20 protein-coding genes are annotated in these 19,675 nt (G+C 61.0%); 9 read left to right on the forward strand and 11 right to left on the reverse strand.

Annotation, left to right across the window (positions count from 1 at the left end):
- Positions 1 to 3 precede the first annotated feature (3 nt).
- The 7 genes from M5B97_RS13645 to M5B97_RS13675 all read right to left on the reverse strand — a co-directional run bounded on the left by M5B97_RS13645 (position 4) and on the right by M5B97_RS13675 (position 6,371).
- Complete coding sequence (locus M5B97_RS13645; protein WP_248731718.1) at positions 4 to 885, reverse strand: branched-chain amino acid ABC transporter permease; 882 nt, start codon at positions 883 to 885, stop codon at positions 4 to 6.
- Entirely contained in the window at positions 882 to 1,655 is a 774-nt protein-coding gene (locus M5B97_RS13650; RefSeq protein ID WP_248731719.1) for an ABC transporter ATP-binding protein, read from the reverse strand. Before M5B97_RS13650 ends, M5B97_RS13645 begins: the two co-directional genes overlap by 4 nt.
- Positions 1,652 to 2,554: an AMP-binding protein gene (locus M5B97_RS13655; protein WP_248731720.1), complete on the reverse strand. Its 903-nt coding sequence runs from the start codon at positions 2,552 to 2,554 to the stop codon at positions 1,652 to 1,654. The genes M5B97_RS13650 and M5B97_RS13655 overlap by 4 nt, the downstream gene beginning before the upstream one ends.
- A gap of 104 nt (positions 2,555 to 2,658) precedes the next feature.
- A complete protein-coding gene (locus M5B97_RS13660; protein ID WP_248731721.1) occupies positions 2,659 to 4,095 on the reverse strand; it encodes an LLM class flavin-dependent oxidoreductase in 1,437 nt (478 codons plus the stop codon).
- Positions 4,095 to 4,433 carry an acyl-CoA dehydrogenase gene (locus tag M5B97_RS13665; RefSeq protein ID WP_248731722.1) on the reverse strand — a complete coding sequence of 113 codons (339 nt, stop codon included), beginning with the start codon at positions 4,431 to 4,433 and terminating at the stop codon, positions 4,095 to 4,097. Before M5B97_RS13665 ends, M5B97_RS13660 begins: the two co-directional genes overlap by 1 nt.
- Before the next feature lie 10 nt (positions 4,434 to 4,443).
- Entirely contained in the window at positions 4,444 to 5,640 is a 1,197-nt protein-coding gene (locus M5B97_RS13670; protein WP_248731723.1) for an SfnB family sulfur acquisition oxidoreductase, read from the reverse strand.
- 167 nt (positions 5,641 to 5,807) lie between these two features.
- Positions 5,808 to 6,371, reverse strand: a complete 564-nt coding sequence (locus tag M5B97_RS13675) for an XRE family transcriptional regulator (RefSeq protein ID WP_134657699.1) — start codon at positions 6,369 to 6,371, stop codon at positions 5,808 to 5,810.
- A gap of 92 nt (positions 6,372 to 6,463) precedes the next feature.
- On the opposite strand from M5B97_RS13675, the gene M5B97_RS13680 reads away from it, so the two are divergent.
- The 7 genes from M5B97_RS13680 to M5B97_RS13710 all read left to right on the forward strand — a co-directional run bounded on the left by M5B97_RS13680 (position 6,464) and on the right by M5B97_RS13710 (position 13,665).
- Positions 6,464 to 7,396: a DMT family transporter gene (locus M5B97_RS13680; protein ID WP_123717828.1), complete on the forward strand. Its 933-nt coding sequence runs from the start codon at positions 6,464 to 6,466 to the stop codon at positions 7,394 to 7,396.
- 229 nt (positions 7,397 to 7,625) lie between these two features.
- Positions 7,626 to 10,547: a monovalent cation/H+ antiporter subunit A gene (locus tag M5B97_RS13685; protein WP_248731724.1), complete on the forward strand. Its 2,922-nt coding sequence runs from the start codon at positions 7,626 to 7,628 to the stop codon at positions 10,545 to 10,547.
- On the forward strand, positions 10,547 to 10,891 hold the full coding sequence (locus M5B97_RS13690) for a Na+/H+ antiporter subunit C (protein ID WP_003192163.1): 345 nt from the start codon (positions 10,547 to 10,549) through the stop codon (positions 10,889 to 10,891). Before M5B97_RS13685 ends, M5B97_RS13690 begins: the two co-directional genes overlap by 1 nt.
- Positions 10,888 to 12,570, forward strand: coding sequence for a monovalent cation/H+ antiporter subunit D (locus M5B97_RS13695; protein WP_248731725.1), 1,683 nt, complete (start codon positions 10,888 to 10,890; stop codon positions 12,568 to 12,570). Before M5B97_RS13690 ends, M5B97_RS13695 begins: the two co-directional genes overlap by 4 nt.
- A complete protein-coding gene (locus tag M5B97_RS13700; RefSeq protein ID WP_248731726.1) occupies positions 12,567 to 13,055 on the forward strand; it encodes a Na+/H+ antiporter subunit E in 489 nt (162 codons plus the stop codon). The genes M5B97_RS13695 and M5B97_RS13700 overlap by 4 nt, the downstream gene beginning before the upstream one ends.
- A complete protein-coding gene (locus M5B97_RS13705; RefSeq protein ID WP_123717832.1) occupies positions 13,052 to 13,330 on the forward strand; it encodes a K+/H+ antiporter subunit F in 279 nt (92 codons plus the stop codon). The genes M5B97_RS13700 and M5B97_RS13705 overlap by 4 nt, the downstream gene beginning before the upstream one ends.
- Positions 13,327 to 13,665 carry a Na+/H+ antiporter subunit G gene (locus M5B97_RS13710; protein WP_123717833.1) on the forward strand — a complete coding sequence of 113 codons (339 nt, stop codon included), beginning with the start codon at positions 13,327 to 13,329 and terminating at the stop codon, positions 13,663 to 13,665. The genes M5B97_RS13705 and M5B97_RS13710 overlap by 4 nt, the downstream gene beginning before the upstream one ends.
- Positions 13,666 to 13,797: 132 nt before the next feature.
- Here M5B97_RS13710 and M5B97_RS13715 read toward each other — a convergent pair whose 3' ends face one another.
- Both M5B97_RS13715 and lepB read right to left on the reverse strand, forming a co-directional pair.
- Entirely contained in the window at positions 13,798 to 14,256 is a 459-nt protein-coding gene (locus M5B97_RS13715) for an HIT family protein (RefSeq protein WP_248731727.1), read from the reverse strand.
- A 50-nt stretch (positions 14,257 to 14,306) separates the two neighbouring features.
- Positions 14,307 to 14,975: a signal peptidase I gene (lepB, locus tag M5B97_RS13720; RefSeq protein WP_248731728.1), complete on the reverse strand. Its 669-nt coding sequence runs from the start codon at positions 14,973 to 14,975 to the stop codon at positions 14,307 to 14,309.
- A 136-nt stretch (positions 14,976 to 15,111) separates the two neighbouring features.
- On the opposite strand from lepB, the gene M5B97_RS13725 reads away from it, so the two are divergent.
- Together M5B97_RS13725 and M5B97_RS13730 are read left to right on the forward strand one after the other, a co-directional pair.
- Positions 15,112 to 15,663, forward strand: a complete 552-nt coding sequence (locus M5B97_RS13725) for a dihydrofolate reductase family protein (protein ID WP_248731729.1) — start codon at positions 15,112 to 15,114, stop codon at positions 15,661 to 15,663.
- A gap of 299 nt (positions 15,664 to 15,962) precedes the next feature.
- Positions 15,963 to 16,208 carry a hypothetical protein gene (locus M5B97_RS13730; protein ID WP_349292529.1) on the forward strand — a complete coding sequence of 82 codons (246 nt, stop codon included), beginning with the start codon at positions 15,963 to 15,965 and terminating at the stop codon, positions 16,206 to 16,208.
- A gap of 201 nt (positions 16,209 to 16,409) precedes the next feature.
- Here M5B97_RS13730 and cysS read toward each other — a convergent pair whose 3' ends face one another.
- Together cysS and M5B97_RS13740 are read right to left on the reverse strand one after the other, a co-directional pair.
- Entirely contained in the window at positions 16,410 to 17,798 is a 1,389-nt protein-coding gene (gene cysS / locus M5B97_RS13735) for a cysteine--tRNA ligase (RefSeq protein WP_248731730.1), read from the reverse strand.
- A gap of 21 nt (positions 17,799 to 17,819) precedes the next feature.
- Complete coding sequence (locus M5B97_RS13740; RefSeq protein ID WP_134657709.1) at positions 17,820 to 19,520, reverse strand: glutamine--tRNA ligase/YqeY domain fusion protein; 1,701 nt, start codon at positions 19,518 to 19,520, stop codon at positions 17,820 to 17,822.
- Positions 19,521 to 19,675 lie beyond the last annotated feature (155 nt).

Genomic DNA, 19,675 nt, shown 5'->3' on the forward strand with positions numbered 1-19,675 from the left:
GGTTCAGACTCGCTCGATGGCGCGCTCGCCGAACAGGCCGGCGGGGCGGATATACAGGAAGGCCAGGGCCAATACGTAGGCAAACCACGGTGTGATACCGCCACCGATCAACGGGCCGATGTACACCTCGGCCAGGTTCTCCGCCGCGCCGACAATCAACCCGCCGACAATCGCCCCACCAATCGAGGTAAAGCCGCCGATGATCAGCACCGGCAGCGCCTTGAGCACCACCAGCGACAAGGAAAACTGCACGCCCTGGCGCGCTCCCCAGAGCAACCCGGCGACCAGCCCGACAACGCCCGCCACCGCCCAGACGATCTGCCAGATGCGGTTGAGGTTGATGCCTATGGACAGCGCCGCCGTGGTGTCATCCGCCACTGCGCGCAGCGACACGCCGATGCGGGTTTTGTTGAACAGCAGCGCCAGCACCGTCACCAGCACCACGGCGGCGGCGGCCGCGACCAGGTCGAACTGGCTGAGCATCAGCGGCCCGACGAACAGCGGCACGTCGTCGATACCCAGGTCGAGGGCACGCACCTGCGCCCCCATCAAACCTTGGGCCAGCCCCTCGATGATGAACGACAGGCCCAGCGTGGCCATGAACAGGGTGATCGGCGAACGGTTCACCAGCGGCCGTAACACCAGGCGCTCGATCAACAAGGCGCCGACGCTCATCACGAGCACCGTCAACAGCAGTGCCAGGGCAAACGGCATGCCCTGGTCATGCAGGCTGACGAAGGTCAACGCGGCGAACAGCAGCATCGAGCCCTGGGCAAAATTGAACACGCCGCTGGCCTTGTAGATCAGCACAAAACCAATGGCGACCAGCGAGTACATGGTGCCGGCGAGCAGGCCGCCGAGCAGGGTTTCGAAGAAGAACGTCATCCGTGTGCAACTCCCAGGTAGGCCGCGATCACGTCAGGGTTGGCCTGTACCTCTGCCGGCGTGCCGTCGCCGACCTTGCGCCCGTAGTCGAGCACCACCACATGGTCGGACAGGCCCATGACCACGCCCATGTCATGTTCGATCAACACCACGGTGGTGCCGAGGTCACGGTTCACATCGGCAACGAAACGCGCCATCTCGCGTTTTTCGTCGGCGTTCATGCCGGCCATGGGTTCGTCGAGCAACAGCAGGCTGGGCCCGGCGATCAGCGCCCGGCCCAGTTCCACGCGCTTTTGCAGGCCGTAGGACAGGTTGCCTACCAGCACCTCGCGATGGGCTTGCAGGTCAAGGAATTCGAGGATGCCCTGGGCGCGTGCACGGAACGCTTCGGCCTCCCGTCGCGCGCGCGGCAGGTGCAGGGCTTGTTCGATAAAGGTCGTGCTCATATACCGCGACAGGCCGGTGAGGAGGTTGTCGAGCACGCTCATCTTCTTGAACAGCGCGTTGTTCTGAAAAGTGCGACCAATGCCGCGACGGGCAGCGCCCAGGGGATCGATGCGCTGGAAGCGTTCTTGGTCGAATACGATCTCACCGGCATCGAAGCGATACACGCCGTTGAGCACATTGAGCAACGAACTCTTGCCGGCACCATTGGGCCCGATCAGCGCGCAGATCTCGCCGCGCCGCACATCAAAGGACAAGGCGTTGATGGCCTTGACCCCTTTGAACGAAAGCGAGATATCCCGTACCTGCAAAATGGCCTGGCTCATGCAATGTCCCGCTTGAATTCAGCCAGCCATGTCGGCTCGGCGCTGGTTTTGAGGGGTTGCCAGATATAGGCCAGGCGCTGGAAACCCAGCAGCCTGCGCACGCGGTTTTTCAACACACGGCGCAGGCCGCTTTGCGGATGCGCGATCGCCCAGTCGCACAGGCGACGGCGCCAGGTGCCGAGGGGAGCCAGACGGCTTTCGATATCGTCGGCCAGGTGTTGCAAACGCGATGGCGACAACAGCAAGCCAGTCGGCGCCACTTCGCTGCGATCACGGCGGGCCGACGCCGGGCTTTCCGGGAAAGCCAGGCCATGGCCGCTGCTTAGCCATTGTTCCAACACTACGGCGAGGCCACCTTGCCAGTGGGTGCCCTCCTCGCTCCACAGCGCGGTGTCACCCGTCGGTCGCCACCAACGCTGCACGTGCTGCGCCGGGTCGATCGGGCCGAGCAATTGGGCGAAATCCAACCGCTGGATGGACTGCCAATGTCGCGCCTGCTGGCGACTTTGCACATAGCCGTGGGTGGGACGAATGCGCCACAGTTGCTGCTGCAACGCCTCGAGCGGCAGGTCATCGGCCAGGGTCAGCACCGGCGCGCCGACAGACTGGGCAGCCAGGGCAAGCAGCAACAGGTTGGGCTCAAAAGCGCCGCTGAGGGCCAGCCGCGACTGCTCATCGAAGCCCTGCTGACGCAAGCCATCGGCCAGGCGCTCGACGTCGCGCAAAGCGTCGATCCAGCGCCAGGCGTACCACTGGCCCTGGCGCTTGTGGCGCAGAGCGGTCTGCAATGGGGTGATCTGCGCCCAGTGGTGCAGTTGTTCCAGGGCCAGGGGCAAATTACCGAGCGATTCGGCGGGCCATTCCAGGGTCAGCGGACGTGTGAGTTCGTGCACGCTCATAGGGAGTACTCCTATTTGTGTTTAAGCGTGCGGTGGTCCGCTGGCTGAATTTGGATCGACATCCGGCACATCTGGAAGAGGGGTTTGCTCCCGATGGCGGTGTATCAGTTGCAGGTTTCTGACTGAACTCCCGCCATCGGGAGCAAGTCCCCTTCCACTTTGGTTTTGTGTACTTCAGATAACTTGCGGTAGCCGGCGCCGGGATGGTTCGGCGCCAACCGCGCGCCCTCACTGAACAACTTCTCGCGCAACGTGCCCTGGGCATAGTCGGCCTTGTACACGCCACGCTTCTGCAATTCGGGCACGAGCAACTCGACGGCGTCGATAAAGGTTTCGTGGGTCAGCGCATAGGCCAGGTTGAAACCGTCCACGTCGGTCTCTTCCACCCACTCCTGCAGCAGGTCGGCGACGGTTTGCGGGCCACCGACGAACAGGGGGCCAAAACCGCCGATGCCGACCCAGTCCGCCAGTTCATTGGGCGTCCAGACCTTGTTCGGATCGGCCGTGGAAAACGCTTCCACCGCCGATTGAATGGCGTTGGTGTGCACATGTTTGAGCGGCTCGTCCGGCTTGAATTGGCTGAAGTCGATGCCCGTCCAACCAGAAATCAGCGCCATTGCGCCCTCGTAGCTGACGTAGGCCTTGTATTCGTCGAACTTGGCTTTGGCCTTGGCGTCGGTCTCACCGACGATCACCGTCTGCAAATTGAAAATCAGGATTTTCTTCGGATCGCGCCCGGCCTCGGCGGCGCGACGGCGGATGTCGGCGACGGTCTTTTTCAGCAGTACCTTGGACGGCGCGGCAACGAATACGCACTCGGCATGCTCGGCGGCGAACTGCTTGCCACGGCTGGACGCACCGGCCTGATACAGCACGGGGGTGCGCTGCGGCGAGGGTTCGCACAAGTGGATACCGGGCACTTGGAAGTGCTTGCCGACATGCCGGATCTCGTGGATTTTGCTCGGGTCGCTGAAAATCCGGCGCTCGCGATCACGCAGTACGGCCCCCTCCTCCCAGCTGCCTTCCCAAAGTTTGTAGCAAACCTGCAGGTATTCCTCGGCGTAGTCGTAGCGCGCATCGTGCTCGGTCTGGGCTTTCTGGCCGAGGTTCTTGGCGCCGCTCTCCAGGTAGGAGGTGACGATGTTCCAGCCGATGCGGCCCTTGGTCAGATGATCAAGGGTCGAGAGCCGACGGGCAAACGGGTAGGGGTGCTCGAAAGACAGCGAAGCGGTCAGGCCAAAACCCAGGTGTTCGGTGACCAGTGCCATCGGCGCGATCAGTGACAACGGGTCATTGACCGGCACCTGTGCAGCCTGGCGGATCGCCGCGTCACCGTTGCCGTTGTAAACGTCGTAGATACCCAGCACATCAGCGATAAACAGGCCGTCGAATTTGCCACGCTCGAGGATTTTCGCCAGATCGGTCCAGTACTCCAGGTCCTTGTACTGCCACGAACGGTCCCGCGGATGCGCCCACAGGCCAGGCGACTGGTGGCCCACGCAGTTCATGTCGAAGGCATTCAAGCGAATTTCACGGGCCATCAAAGCACTCCGTTGAGATGGAAATTGCCGACGACCTGGTATTTCCAGCGCAGGGGGTCATCAAGGGTCGACGGCAAGGCGGTGCGCTGGCCGGTCAGTTCGAATTCGGCGTTGCTGGCGGCAATCAGGGCTTCGGCAGCGGCGATTTGCGCTTCGGTCAAAGCGACCGGGCTGGGGTGGGTTTCGGCGCGTTCGAGCAAGGCCGCGGCCACGTCAACGCGGATCTGCAGATCGCCGAAGCGGCTGATCACGTAGGGGTCGTCGCTTTTATCGACGTGGCGGCGGGTACTGTCCAGTAGTTGGCGCGCCTGATTCAGAACAGGGTTCAGTGCAGTCATGGAAGGCTCCTCAGTTCCAGGCGTGGCGCGCAGGTTTCACGCCGTTGAGCACGAAGTTGCCGATCAGGTGGTATTTCCAGCGGGCCGGGTCGTGCAGGGTGTGGGTGCGTGCGTTGCGCCAGAAGCGGTCGAGGTTGTGCTTGCCGGTGACCGAACGGGTGCCGGCCAGTTCGAAGAGCTTGCTGCTGGCGAGCAACGCGGTTTCGGCGGACAGGACCTTGGCCTGGGCGACCACCAGCGAGGCATTGGCCACGGTGTCTTCATTGGGTTCGGCCAGGGCCAGGTCGACGGCGACACCCGCCTTGGCGAGGATGGCTTCAGTGCCGTGTACACGCCATTGCAGGTCGCCGATGGCGGCGATAGTGAACGGGTCTTGCCAGCCGTGATCCTGTTGGCTGTCGATCCAGGGCCGCGCCTGGCGTGCGTAGATCTTCGCCTGTTCGAGGGCTCCGAGGGCGATACCGGTATCGACCGCCGCCTGGATGATCTGCGAGATCGGGCCGCTGGCCGTGGGCTGATCGAAAGCCAGGTGGGCTGGGATTACCGCGCTGACGGGTACGGTCACGCCATCAAGGGTCACGCCGCCACTGGCGGTGGTGCGCTGGCCGAAGCCGTCCCAGCTGTCGATCACCGTCAAACCCTGGGCATCGCGTTCAACAAAGGCGATAAACGCCTGACCGTGTTCGTTGTTGCCGACCGCAGGCACTATGTGGGCGAACAAGGCACCGGTGCAGTAGAACTTCTCACCGTTGATTTGCGCGGTATCACCATGGAAGCGAATCTGCGTGTCGAAGGTGCCGGCGTTCTTACTCTTGGCTTCGGAGAAGGCGTTGCCGAAACGGTAGCCTGCCAGGACCTTGCCGAAGTAATACTGTTTTTGCTCCTCAGTGGCCGTTTGCAGGAGGATGTCCACCACGCCCAGGTGGTTCTGCGGGATCTGTCCCAGTGACGGGTCGGCGGCGGAGATCAACTTGATCACCTCGGCCACGGTCACATACGACACCTCGGCACCGCCGTAGGCTTTAGGCACAGTGATGCCCCACAGGCCGCTGGCGGAGAACTCGTCGAGCTCGGCCACCGGCAAGCGACGCTCACGGTCGCGCACGCTGGCTTCGACGGCAAAACGTGCGGCCAGGCGCGTGGCCACTTCGATGGCTTCCGCATCCGAGCGGATGATATGGGCAGGGTGTTGAGGATGGGCTGACATGGGCCGACTCCAGGCTCCGAGGGGATGACCTGTGCGATTGCAGGAGTCGTGCCTGAATTTAATCGTCAATAAAATCAGGGGATTGCTGCTGATTCAGCGCGGTGGAGCGTGTTTCAAACCAGCAAAGTGCCCGGGTACTGTTGCCTGGCGAACAGTTAGGTCACTCCTTAAATCACTACGGTCCGCACGAAACACACGGCCACGCCACCATCATTGCGATAGCGGTGGGACTGGCGGCTGGCAAACATGAAGAACTCACCCGCCGCGATGTGCTTTTCTTCGTCGTCGAGAATCAGGGTCAGTGCCCCTTCATACACAAACAATTGCACGCTCCAGCCTTCCGGGTCGGGTTCGGGGCTGTAGCGATCACCGGGTTCCAGGCGCATCTCCCACAATTCGACTTCGCGCCGGGCGTTGGCTCTTGCCAGCAGCACGGCCTTGCTACCGGGGATATCACCGGCCCAGGCCAACTCGTTGATGCGGCTGTGGTCACCCGCATCCGGCGCCTGGATCAGGTCGCTGAACGCCACCTCCAACGCTTCGGCCACGCGGTCCAGGGTCGACAGGCTGACGTTCTTCTCGCCCGCCTCGATGGCCACCAGCATGCGCCGGCTGACCCCGGACTTTTCCGAGAGCGCGGTTTGGCTCAGGTCGGCCGCGTGACGCAGGCGACGGACGTTTTGGCTGACGTGCTGCAGGACCGAAGCCCTTTGCGGATTTTCTTTGTGCACTATATTGCTCATAGAGTGGGTGTGCGCAGTATACTGCCCAGCGTGCGGCGCATTGTGCGGTCCGTGCCTTTCCCTTGCAAGACCGAGCCGCCATGACCTCCTCGAACGTTTCCCCACGTTTCAACCGTTTCAGCAAAGCCGAATGCATCCTGGTGATGATCACCATGATCTGGGGCGGCACCTTCTTGCTGGTGCAACATGCGATGACGGTCAGCGGGCCGATGTTTTTCGTGGGTCTGCGATTTGCGGCGGCGGCAATCGTGGTAGGTTTTTTCTCATTACGCACGCTGCGCGACCTGACCCTGTTCGAATTGAGGGCCGGCGCCTTCATCGGCACGTCGATCATGTTCGGCTATGGCATGCAGACCATCGGTTTGCAGACGATCCCCAGCAGCCAGTCAGCATTCATCACGGCGTTGTATGTTCCGTGCGTGCCGCTGTTGCAATGGCTGGTGCTCGGCCGTCGCCCAGGGCTGATGCCGAGCATTGGCATCATGCTGGCGTTTACCGGGTTGATGCTGCTCACAGGCCCGACCGGTGCTTCTCTGAATTTCAGCCCCGGCGAGATCGCCACGCTGATCTGCGCAATCGCAGTCGCGGCGGAGATCATCCTCATCGGCGCCTATGCCGGTCAGGTGGATGTGCGCCGCGTCACCGTGGTGCAACTCGCGACTGCGTCGCTGTTGTCGTTCCTGATGGTAGTGCCGATGGGTGAGGCGCTGCCCCAATTCTCGTGGCTGCTGCTGTTCAGCGCAGTCGGCCTGGGCCTCACCAGTGCGATCATCCAGGTGGCGATGAACTGGGCGCAGCAGAGTGTTTCACCAACCCGCGCCACCTTGATCTATGCCGGTGAACCGGTATGGGCAGGCGTGATCGGGCGAATCGCCGGGGAGCGCTTCCCGCCGATTGCAATGCTGGGGGCGGCGTTGATTGTGGTGGCGGTGATCGTCAGTGAGATGAAGAGGAGCAGCTCGAAAGTTGGCGATGCTGAAGAAAGCACAGTTGAACCCGAAAACCTGGGTTGATGCTTTGAGCTACAAGCTACAAGCTACAAGCTACAAGCTACAAGCTACAAGCTACAAGCTACAAGCTACAAGCTACAAGAAGTAAGCGTGCGGCTATTCTCTTGCACTTGCAGCTTGCCGCTTGTAGCTGTTTCCCACTGCTTCTGTAGGATCCTGCCACACCTTGCCGTTTGGTGATCGTGAAAGCGGCACGTATGATGCATCCCAAACTCCCGCAGATTAGAAGCCTATGTCCCTGATAGTTCTACTGCTTCTGCCATTCATTGGCAGCTGTCTGGCGGCTTTGCTGCCGCACAATGCACGTAATACCGAATCTCTGCTGGCCGGCCTCGTGGCCTTGGTCGGCACTGTTCAAGTGGCCCTGCTCTACCCCGCAATCGCCCATGGCGGCGTGATCCGTGAAGAATTCATGTGGTTGCCCAGCCTCGGGATGAACTTTGTATTGCGCATGGATGGGTTTGCCTGGCTGTTCTCGATGCTGGTGCTGGGCATCGGCACGCTGGTGTCGCTCTATGCGCGCTACTACATGTCGCCGGATGACCCGGTGCCGCGCTTCTTCGCGTTTTTCCTGGCGTTCATGGGCGCCATGCTCGGGCTGGTGATCTCCGGCAACCTGATCCAGATCGTGTTTTTCTGGGAACTGACCAGCCTGTTCTCGTTTCTGTTGATCGGCTACTGGCACCACCGCGCAGATGCGCGTCGTGGTGCCTATATGGCGTTGATGGTCACCGGCGCGGGCGGCTTGTGCCTGTTGGCGGGCGTGATGTTGCTGGGGCATATCGTCGGCAGCTATGACCTGGACCAGGTGCTGGCGGCAGGCGATCAGATTCGCGCGCATTCGCTGTACCCGGTCATGCTGGTGCTGGTGCTGATCGGCGCGTTGAGCAAAAGCGCGCAATTCCCCTTCCATTTCTGGCTGCCCCACGCAATGGCAGCCCCCACGCCGGTATCGGCCTACCTGCACTCGGCGACGATGGTGAAGGCCGGCGTGTTCCTGCTGGCCCGCCTGTGGCCGTCGCTGTCCGGCAGCGAAGAATGGTTCTGGATCGTCGGCGGTGCCGGCGCGCTCACCCTCCTCCTTGGCGCGTACTGCGCCATGTTCCAGAATGACCTCAAGGGCCTGCTGGCCTATTCCACCATCAGCCACCTCGGGCTGATCACCTTGCTGCTGGGACTCAACAGCCCATTGGCCGCCGTCGCCGCGGTGTTCCATATCCTCAACCATGCGACGTTCAAGGCTTCGCTGTTCATGGCGGCAGGGATCATTGACCACGAGAGCGGCACCCGTGACATTCGCAAGCTCAGTGGTTTGGTCCGCCTGATCCCGTTTACCGCAACCCTGGCGATGGTGGCCAGTGCCTCCATGGCCGGCGTGCCGTTGCTCAATGGCTTCCTGTCCAAAGAAATGTTCTTCGCCGAAACGGTGTTTATCTCGGCGACCCAATGGGTGGAAATCGCCCTGCCCTTGATCGCGACCATTGCCGGCACCTTCAGCGTGGCCTACGCCCTGCGCTTTACCGTCGATGTGTTCTTCGGCCCGCCCGCCACAGACCTGCCTCACACGCCCCACGAGCCACCGCGCTGGATGCGTGCGCCGGTTGAACTGCTGGTGTTTACCTGCCTGCTGGTGGGGATTTTCCCGGCTCAGGTCGTCGGTTCGATCCTTGCCGCTGCCGCCTTGCCTGTTGTAGGCGGCGAGCTGCCGCAGTACAGCCTGGCGATCTGGCACGGCTGGAACACGCCGATGATCATGAGCCTGGTCGCCATGTCCGGCGGCGTGGTGCTGTACCTGCTGCTGCGCAAGCAGCTCAAGCGCGGCCGCTTCAAGTACCCGCCGATCATCAGCTACTTCAACGGCAAGCGCATGTTCGAACGCTGCCTGGTGGTGATGATGCGCAGCGTGCGCAAGATCGAGAAGCGCATCAGCACCAAGCGCCTGCAGACCCAGTTGTTCCTGTTGGTGCTGGTGGCGGTGATCGGCGGCATGATCCCGATGCTCAACAGTGGCCTCAGTTGGGGCGACCGGCCGAAGATCCCCGGTTCCATCGTGTTCGTTACCCTGTGGCTGCTGGCGATCGCCTGCGCCCTGGGCGCCGCCTGGCAAGCCAAGTACCACCGGTTGGCGGCCCTGACGATGGTCAGCGTGTGCGGCATGGTGACGTGCATCACCTTCGTGTGGTTCTCGGCGCCGGACCTGGCGCTGACGCAACTGGTCGTCGAGGTGGTCACCACCGTGCTGATCCTGCTGGGCCTGCGCTGGCTGCCGCGGCGGATCGAAGAAGTCTCGCCCCTGCCCAGCTCGCTGCGCAAGGCACGCATCCGCCGCCTGCGGGACTTCCTGCTGTCCACCGTGGTCGGTGGCGGCATGGCACTGCTGTCCTACGCCATGTTGACCCGCCAGACGCCCAACGATATTTCCTCGTTCTACCTCAGTCGCGCACTGCCCGAAGGCGGCGGCAGCAATGTGGTGAACGTGATGCTCGTCGATTTCCGCGGCTTCGACACCCTCGGTGAAATCACCGTGCTCGGCGCCGTGGCATTGACGGTGTACGCCCTGCTGCGCCGTTTCCGGCCTTCGAAAGAAAGCATGGAGTTGCCACCGCAACAACGCCAACTGGCACCGGACGTGGCCACCGACCTGGTCAACCCACGCCAGGCCAGCGATACCGCCCTGGGCTTCATGATGGTGCCGGCGGTGCTGGTGCGCCTGCTGTTGCCGATTGCGCTGGTGGTGTCGTTCTACCTGTTCATGCGCGGTCACAACCAGCCCGGTGGTGGCTTTGTCGCCGGCCTGGTGATGTCGGTGGCGTTCATTCTGCAATACATGGTGGCCGGCACCCAGTGGGTCGAGGCGCAGATGAGCCTGCGGCCGATGCGCTGGATGGGCTTCGGCCTGCTCTCAGCGACACTGACCGGGCTCGGTGCCCTGTTTGCCGGTTACCCGTTCCTCACCACCCATACCTGGCATTTCAGCCTGCCGCTGCTGGGCGATATTCACGTGGCCAGCGCGTTGTTCTTCGACGTCGGCGTGTACGCCATGGTCGTCGGTTCCACGCTGCTGATGCTCACCGCCCTCGGCCACCAGTCGGTGCGCGCGCATAAACCGAGCAACCAGGCCAAAGTGGTTGCCGCAACTGAAGGAGCCGCCTGATGGAAGAAGTCATCGCAATTGCCATTGGGGTCCTGGCGGCCTCCGGTGTGTGGTTGATCCTGCGACCCCGGACGTTCCAGGTGGTGATGGGCCTGTGCCTGTTGTCCTACGGGGTGAACCTGTTCATTTTCAGCATGGGCAGCCTGTTTATCGGCAAGGAGCCGATCATCAAGGACGGCGTACCGCAAGACCTGCTCAACTACACCGATCCCCTGCCCCAGGCGCTGGTGCTGACAGCGATCGTGATCAGTTTTGCCATGACTGCGTTGTTCCTGGTGGTGCTGCTGGCTTCCCGGGGCTTGACCGGAACCGACCATGTGGACGGCCGGGAGCCCAAGGAATGATGTGGATGAACCAACTGATCATCGCACCGATCCTGCTGCCATTACTGACCGCCGCGCTGATGCTGATGCTCGGCGAAAAACGCCGTCCTCTCAAAGCCAGGATCAATCTGGTCTCCAGCATGGTCGGCCTGGGCATCGCGATCTTGCTGCTGTACTGGACACAAAAAGGCGGCCCCGGCTCGATTGGCGTGTACCTGCCGGGCAACTGGCAGGTGCCGTTCGGTATCGTGCTCGTGGTGGATCAACTGTCGGCGTTGATGCTGGTGCTTACCGGAATCATCGGCGTCAGTGCACTGCTGTTCGCGATGGCCCGCTGGGACCGTGCGGGCACCAGTTTCCATGCGCTGTTCCAGATCCAGATGATGGGCCTCTATGGCGCCTTCCTGACCGCTGACCTGTTTAACCTGTTCGTGTTTTTCGAGGTACTGCTGGCGGCTTCCTACGGCTTGATGCTGCACGGCTCGGGTCGTGCGCGGGTCTCGGCGGGGCTGCATTACATCTCTATCAACCTGTTGGCGTCGTCGCTGTTCCTGATCGGCGCGGCGATGATCTACGGCGTTACCGGCACCCTGAATTTTGCTGACCTGGCGCTGAAAATCCCGCTGGTGCCGGAGGCCGATCGCGGCCTGTTGCATGCCGGCGCGGCAATCCTCGCCACGGCATTCCTGGCCAAGGCCGGCATGTGGCCGCTGAATTTCTGGCTGGCTCCCGCCTACTCCTCGGCCAGTGCGCCGGTGGCGGCAATGTTTGCGATCATGACCAAGGTCGGTGTGTACACCGTGCTACGCCTGTGGACACTGCTGTTTTCCGGCCAGGCCGGTGCCTCGGCGTTGTTTGGTGGAGACTGGCTGGTATATGGCGGCATGGCCACCATCCTCTGCGCGGCACTGGCGATGCTGGCCGCACAGCGGCTGGAGCGCATGGCGAGCTTGAGCATTCTGGTGTCGGCAGGGATTTTGCTGTCTGCGGTCGGTTTTGCTCAGCCGAGCCTGACCGCGGGTGCGCTGTTCTACCTGGTCAGCTCGACGTTGGCGTTGAGCGCGCTGTTCCTGCTGGCTGAATTGATCGAGCGTTCACGCTCAGCCAACGACTTGCCGCTGGATGAAGAAATTGATGCACTGCCCAAGCCCATGGAGTCCCTGCACCCACGTCCCGGCGTAAACCTCGACGATGAACAACAGGCGGTGGTCGGCCAGGTGATCCCCTGGACCATGGCGTTCCTCGGCCTCAGCTTTATTGCCTGCGCCCTGTTGATCATCGGCATGCCGCCGCTGTCCGGATTTATCGGTAAGCTCAGTTTGCTCAGCGCGCTGGTCAACCCGCTCGGATTGGGCGTCAGCGTAGACGAACCGATCCGCCCGGCTGCCTGGGGCCTCGTAGCGCTGCTGATCCTCTCCGGCCTGGCGTCGTTGATCGCCTTCGCACGCTTGGGCATCCAACGCTTCTGGACCCCGGAAGAGCGCCCCTCGCCGCTTCTGCGTCGCTACGAGTGCATACCGATCTTTCTGCTGCTCGGCTTGAGCATCCTGTTGACCTTCAAGGCCGAACCGTTGATGCGCTACACCCAAGACACTGCCGTCAGCCTGAACAACCCGGAGCACTACGTGATGGCGGTGATGGCAACGCGTCCGGTGCCGAGCCCTGAAGCCAAGGCTGCCGCCCTGGAGGTGCAACCATGAAGCGCCTGCTCCCTGCCCCGTGGTTGTCGCTGGCACTGTGGCTGTTGTGGCTGGTGCTGAACCTGTCGACCAGCCCCGGCAACCTGCTGCTGGGCGCTCTACTAGGCTTCCTGGCGCCGTTGATGATGGCGCCCCTGCGCCCACTGCCGATCAGTATCCGCCGTCCCGGGGTGATCATTCGCCTGTTCTTCCTGGTAGGTCGCGATGTGATCATCTCCAACCTGCAAGTGGCCTGGGGCGTGCTGACCTGCGGCTCACGCCCGCCGCGCTCGCGCTTCATCAAGATCCCCCTGGACCTGCGCGACCCCAACGGCCTCGCCGCGCTGTCGATGATCACCACGGTGGTGCCCGGCACCATCTGGTCGGAGCTGGCACTGGACCGCAGCGTGCTGCTGTTGCATGTGTTCGACCTGGAGGATGAAGCGCCATTTATCGAGCACTTCAAGACCACCTACGAACGGCCTTTGATGGAGATCTTCGAATGAGCGCCCTGCTCTCCAATGCGATCCTGTGCAGCCTGTTCCTGTTCTCGCTGGCCATGGTGTTGACCCTGGTGCGCCTGTTCAAAGGCCCCTCGGCCCAGGACCGGGTACTGGCGCTGGACTATCTGTATATCCTGGCGATGCTGATGATGCTGGTGCTGGGTATTCGTTATGCCAGTGACACTTACTTTGAAGCAGCGCTGCTGATCGCGCTGTTCGGCTTCGTCGGTTCGTTTGCCCTGGCGAAATTCCTGCTGCGTGGGGAGGTGATTGAATGATGCCGCTATGGACAGAAATCGTCGTCGCAGTGCTGCTGGTGCTCAGCAGTGTGTTTGCGCTGATTGGCGCGATCGGATTGTTGCGGTTGAAGGACTTTTTCCAACGCATGCACCCACCGGCACTGGCTTCGACGCTGGGGGCATGGTGTGTGGCGCTGGCATCGATTATCTATTTTTCGGTGCTCAAATCCGGGCCGGTGTTGCATGGCTGGTTGATCCCGATCCTGCTGTCGATCACCGTGCCGGTGACCACGCTGCTAATCGCCCGCACGGCCCTGTTCCGCAAGCGCATGGCCGGTGATGACGTACCGGCCGAGGTCAGCAGCCGTCGCTGAAGGCAGAATTTTTTGCAGGCGCGAGCTTGCTTGCGAAAAATTCACAGGCGCCGCGCTCATTCAGGAAGCCCGCGTTATCGTTGAGGTTTTTCGCGAGCAAGCTCGCTCCTACAGACGGCGATCTGGATGGGGCTAGGCGAAGGAGCGAATGTGTGCCGCCAACGCCGCCAACTCGGCGTCATCCGCCCGCACATGATCATGGGACGAAATATAGCCTTCATAGGCGTCGAAGAACTTATCCACCTTGGAGCTGATCGGCTTGAAGGTACTGTCGCCCCCCGTCCCATGCATGGGAAACAACTTCGCATGCAGATGATCCACTCCGTACCCTTCCAACATCATCCCCGTACGCGCCACATCCGCAAACGCCCGGTCGATCTGCAGCGCGGTCCTTTTCGCCGCCACCGCAAGCGCCGCCAGCACCTCATCCGGCTGCGCGAAGGCATAACTGCCGTAATGCTGCTTGGGGATCACCACACTGAAACCCGGCGTATTGGGGAAAATCGAAAGGAAGGCCATATGCTGATCGTCTTCCCACAGGATGTGCGCCGGAGAGGTCTTTTGAACAATGCTGCAGAAAATACAATCCATGTGAATCACCGACAGTTGATCGAGATGCTCTTCCAATAGCATGAATCCGATTACAAAATCGGTGCGCCAAACCGGCTAACGCGTGGCATCCAGTGATCCAGGATCTCGGCTGACGCAACGATATGATGCGCTCGCCCAATCAACAGCCGACGCGGTACGAAGCCGATATACCGGGAGTCGTCGCTGTTATCGCGGTTGTCCCCCAGCATGAAATAGCTGTCGGCCGGCACCACCACAGGCCCGAAATCGCGCAACGCCCGCACCGTCGGCATGAATTGCACCGTGCGCTGACGGTTGGCTGCCAGCTCGTTCAACTTGATCCCCGGCACTGTATGTCCTGGGACGATGGGCTCACTGATGTCCTGGGCATCACTGTAGGTAGCCGGCACGCCGTTGACCCACAGCACCTCATCTTTCATTTCCAGCGTGTCACCGGGAATACCCACGATCCGCTTGATCAAGCGCATGCCATCCTTGGGCGACGAAAACGTCACCACATCGCCGCGCTGGGGGTTATCGAGCTTAGCCAGGGAAATATCCGTGAGCGGCACCTTGAGGTCATACGCCACGCGATTGACCAGCACCACGTCTCCCTCCAGCAACGTCGGGCGCATGGAGCCGGACGGAATAGGGTTCCAATCGGCCAGGGACGTACGGAAAATGCCGAAGCACAGCCAGAAAATGATTGCATAACGGTAACGGCTCAACCAACGACGCATACATCCTCGCAGTGCAGAAAGGGGCGTTGGCACTCCGCCAGACACCCAGTTGTTTTGGCTACGCTCGGTTGTTACACGTAAAGATTAAATGACCATTAGCACTTTTACTCCAACCGCACAAAAGGAATGCAATGCCATGGAGATCAAATGTTCTGTCTTTATCGCCGCCAGCATCGACGGGTTTATCGCACGACCCGATGGCGATATCGAATGGCTTCTTCGGCCGGAATATGAACGCGCGGCCTTGAACGGTATGACGTTTGAAAGCTATATCGCCAGCGTTGATGCGCTGGTGATGGGCCGCAACACCCTGGAGAAAGTAGCGTCCTTCCCCAAGTGGTTTTATGAGGGCACGCCGGTCATCGCGCTTTCGCATCGACCGTTTGAGCTGCCCGCCCATTTGGAGGGCAAGGTAGAGATCATGGCCGCCGATGCGCCCGCCGTGGTGGACCAATTGGCCAAGCGCGGCATGAAACATCTGTATATCGACGGCGGCCAGACGATCCAGGCGTTTCTTGAAGCGGGCTTGATTGACGAGCTGATCATCACCCGTATCCCGGTTCTGCTGGGGCAAGGCATTCCACTGTTCAGCCAGGTTGGCCGTGAGCACGAACTTCACCACGTCAGCACGCATGTGTCGGACAATGGTTTTGTGCAGAGTCGGTATGAGGTGGGTGGCAAGCTCTGAGCTCAGCAGAAGTTTCCGACAGCTTTTTAGGGTTGTCGCTCGGAAGATGACTGCCTAATCTTCGGCGATCGCTGCAAATTCAGCGACCGGGTTTCGCAGCCCGGTTAAACTCTAGACGCACAGCGTCCACCACAAGATAGCGGGCGCTTTTCTATGCCTGATGTTATGGCGGCAGTGCGCGGGATACCTTCGGGTATGCCGGGTGCCTAGAGTCCCGGTCTGCGAACCTGCGTACAGCCGCCACCCGGGTATCGTTTCGCAGCGATGGGTGGCGACTCCAATACGCCAGGAGCTTCGCCATGATTAAAGACAGTCCGAATCCGCCGTCGGCTTCAACCTCGTTTTACACCGCTGCAATAAACCATTATCTAAACCCTTCTGAGAAACCAGGTCCGCTTGTTGGAGACCATGGTGTCTTTTGCGTGCGTGAAGGATTAGACGTCGAGACGCTGCTGGTCAACGCATCGGAGAACCTGGCGTCAGCTCAAGCGCTGGCGAGCCATTTGGCTTTTGAGATCGAAGGCAATCCGCGTAGCGTGGCCTGAGAATTTGTCGGATGCTGGAGGGGATTCAGCTGATGGTAGATAAAGCACTAAATCTCAAAGACGAACCAGTTCATAGATAAATCTGAAACCGAAGAATTCGCAAAGTGGGCACGGTCAAAACGCGGGATCGAGTGAGCCGTTAAACGGCGTGCAAAAAAACGCCCCGAACCAGTCGGGGCGTTTTCATTCAGCGTTTACCAATCAGGCCTGATCAGCCAACCGCCAGGTCGTCCCACCCTTCCCGTCTTCCAACACCACACCCATCGCGGTCAGTTGGTCACGGATACGGTCGGATTCCGCCCAGTCTTTGTTGGCACGCGCGGTCAGACGCGCCTGGATCAGTGCATCCACTTGCGCCGCATCCACACGCCCTTCGGCGCCGGCTTGCAGGAAGTCATCAGCCTCCATCTGCAACACGCCCAACACACTGGCCAGTTCTTTCAAGCGAGCAGCAAGGCCCGCCGCTGCGTCGAGATCGCTCTCACGCAGGCGGTTGATCTCACGCACCATCTCGAACAATACGGCGCAGGCTTCCGGGGTGCCGAAGTCGTCGTTCATCACCTCGGTAAACCGTGCCACGAACGCTTCGCCGCCGGCAGGCGCCACGGCAGGCAAGCCTTTCAACGCGTGGTAGAACCGCTCCAGGGCGCCTTTGGCGTCCTTGAGGTTGTCTTCCGAGTAATTGATCGCACTGCGATAGTGGCTGGACACCAGCAGGTAACGCACCACTTCCGGGTGGTACTTTGCCAGCACGTCGCGGATGGTGAAGAAGTTGTTCAAGGACTTGGACATCTTCTCGCCATTGATGCGGATCATGCCGCAGTGCATCCAGGCATTGGCGTAGGTCTTGCCGGTGGCGGCTTCGCTCTGGGCGATTTCGTTTTCGTGGTGCGGGAACTCGAGGTCACTGCCGCCGCCATGAATGTCGAAGGTCTCGCCCAGGCAGCAGGTGGACATCACCGAGCATTCAATGTGCCAGCCTGGTCGGCCTGGCCCCCAAGGCGACTGCCAGCTCGGCTCGCCCGGCTTGGTGCCTTTCCACAGCACGAAATCGAGCGGGTCTTGCTTGGCTTCGTCGACTTCGATACGCGCGCCGATGCGCAGGTCTTCGATTTTCTTGCGCGACAGCTTGCCGTAGCCCATGAACTTGGCGACGCGGTAGTACACGTCGCCGTTGCCTGGGGCATAGGCGTAGCCCTTGTCGATCAAGGTCTGGATCATCGCGTGCATGCCAGGGATATGGTCCGTGGCACGGGGTTCCATGTCCGGCTTGAGGATGTTGAGGCGTGCCTCGTCCTCATGCATGGCGGCAATCATGCGCTCGGTCAGCGCGTCGAACGACTCGCCGTTTTCGTTGGCGCGGTTGATGATCTTGTCGTCAATGTCGGTGATGTTGCGCACATAGGTCAGGTCATACCCGCTGAAACGCAGCCAGCGGGTGACCAGGTCGAAGGCAACCATGCTGCGGCCATGGCCAATGTGGCAGTAGTCGTACACGGTCATGCCGCACACGTACATGCGCACCTTGTTGCCATCCAGCGGCTTGAAGACTTCTTTGGTCTTGCTGAGTGTGTTGTAGATCGTTAGCACGATGAATCCCTTAAGACTTGATCACTGGCCCCACGAATCGCGCAAGGTCACGGTACGGTTGAATACCGGAGCACCTGGTTTCGAGTCCTTGATATCCGCGCAGAAGTAACCTTCGCGCTCGAACTGGAAACGGTCTTCCGGCTGTGCTTCGCCCAAAGAGGGTTCGGCACGACAACCAGTGAGTACTTGCAGGGAATCAGGGTTGATGTTGTCGAGGAAACTGGCGCTGTCTTCGGCCTTTTCAGGGTTCGGCGAGCGGAACAGGCGGTCGTACAGGCGCACTTCGCACTCGATGCTGGCCGCGGCCGGCACCCAGTGGATCACGCCCTTGACCTTGCGGCCTTCAGGGTTCTTGCCCAGGGTGTCCGGGTCATACGAGCAACGCAGCTCGACGATATTGCCCTCGGCGTCCTTGATCGCCTCGTCAGCACGGATCACATAGCTGCCACGCAGGCGCACTTCGCCGTTCGGTTCCAGGCGCTTGTAGCCCTTTGGCGGCTCTTCCATGAAGTCATCGCGGTCGATGTAGATTTCACGGGCGAACGGCAGCTTGCGCACACCGAGTTCTTCTTTCTGCGGGTGACGCGGCAGTTCGAGGTTATCGACCTTGTCTTGCGGGTAGTTGGTGATAACGACCTTCAGCGGACGCAACACGCACATGGCGCGCGGGGCGTTGGCGTCGAGGTCCTGGCGGATGCTGAATTCAAGCATGCCGTAGTCGACCACGCCGTCGGAACGGTTGGTGCCGACCATTTCGCAGAAGTTGCGGATCGAAGCCGGCGTGTAGCCACGGCGACGGAAGCCCGACAGCGTCGACATACGTGGGTCGTCCCAGCCGTTGACGTGCTTTTCGTCCACCAGTTGCTTGAGCTTGCGCTTGCTGGTGATGGTGTAGTTCAGGTTCAGGCGGCTGAACTCGTACTGACGCGGGTGCGCCGGTACCGGCAGGCTGTCGAGGAACCATTCGTACAGCGGGCGGTGGCTTTCGAATTCCAGGGTGCAGATGGAGTGGGTGATGCCTTCGATGGCGTCCGACTGACCGTGGGTGAAGTCGTAGTTCGGGTAGATGCACCACTTGTCACCGGTCTGGTGGTGGTGGGCATGGCGGATGCGGTACATGATCGGATCGCGCAGGTTCATGTTCGGCGAGGCCATGTCGATCTTGGCACGCAGTACACGGGCGCCGTCCGGGAATTCGCCGGCGCGCATACGCGCGAACCAGTCCAGGTTCTCTTCCACCGAACGGTCGCGGAACGGGCTGTTCTTGCCGGGTTCGGTCAGGCTGCCACGGTATTCCTTGGCCTGCTCGGGGGTCAGGTCGTCGACGTAGGCCTTGCCGGCCTTGATCAGCTCGACGGCCCAGTCGTGCAACTGGTCGAAGTATTGCGAGGCATAGCGCACTTCACCGGACCATTCGAAACCCAGCCACTTCACGTCGCTTTCGATGGCGTCGATGTATTCCTGGTCTTCCTTGGCCGGGTTGGTGTCGTCGAAACGCAAGTGCGTGACGCCACCGAACTCCTGGGCCAGGCCGAAGTTCACACAGATCGACTTGGCGTGACCGATGTGCAGGTAGCCGTTGGGCTCTGGCGGAAAGCGGGTGACGATCTGCGTGTGCTTGCCCGAATCCAGGTCCGCCTGGATGATCGGGCGCAGGAAATTGACCGGGACGGCAGGTCCGGCCTTGGAGTTCGAGGTAGGGTCGACAGTGGGCTTGCTCATAGGATCCTTGAACAGACAGGTACGTGGCCGGTTGGGGCCAGATAAAACAAAGCCGTTATCATAGCTGATGCTGTCAAGACACTGACAGGCTGGGACCAAAAACTGCTGTTTAATTACTCTTTTAATGACCAGGGCGATAAAAAACCACCTCGAAA

Source organism: Pseudomonas sp. MWU13-2517 (assembly GCF_023242545.1).
Classification (GTDB): Bacteria; Pseudomonadota; Gammaproteobacteria; order Pseudomonadales; family Pseudomonadaceae; genus Aquipseudomonas.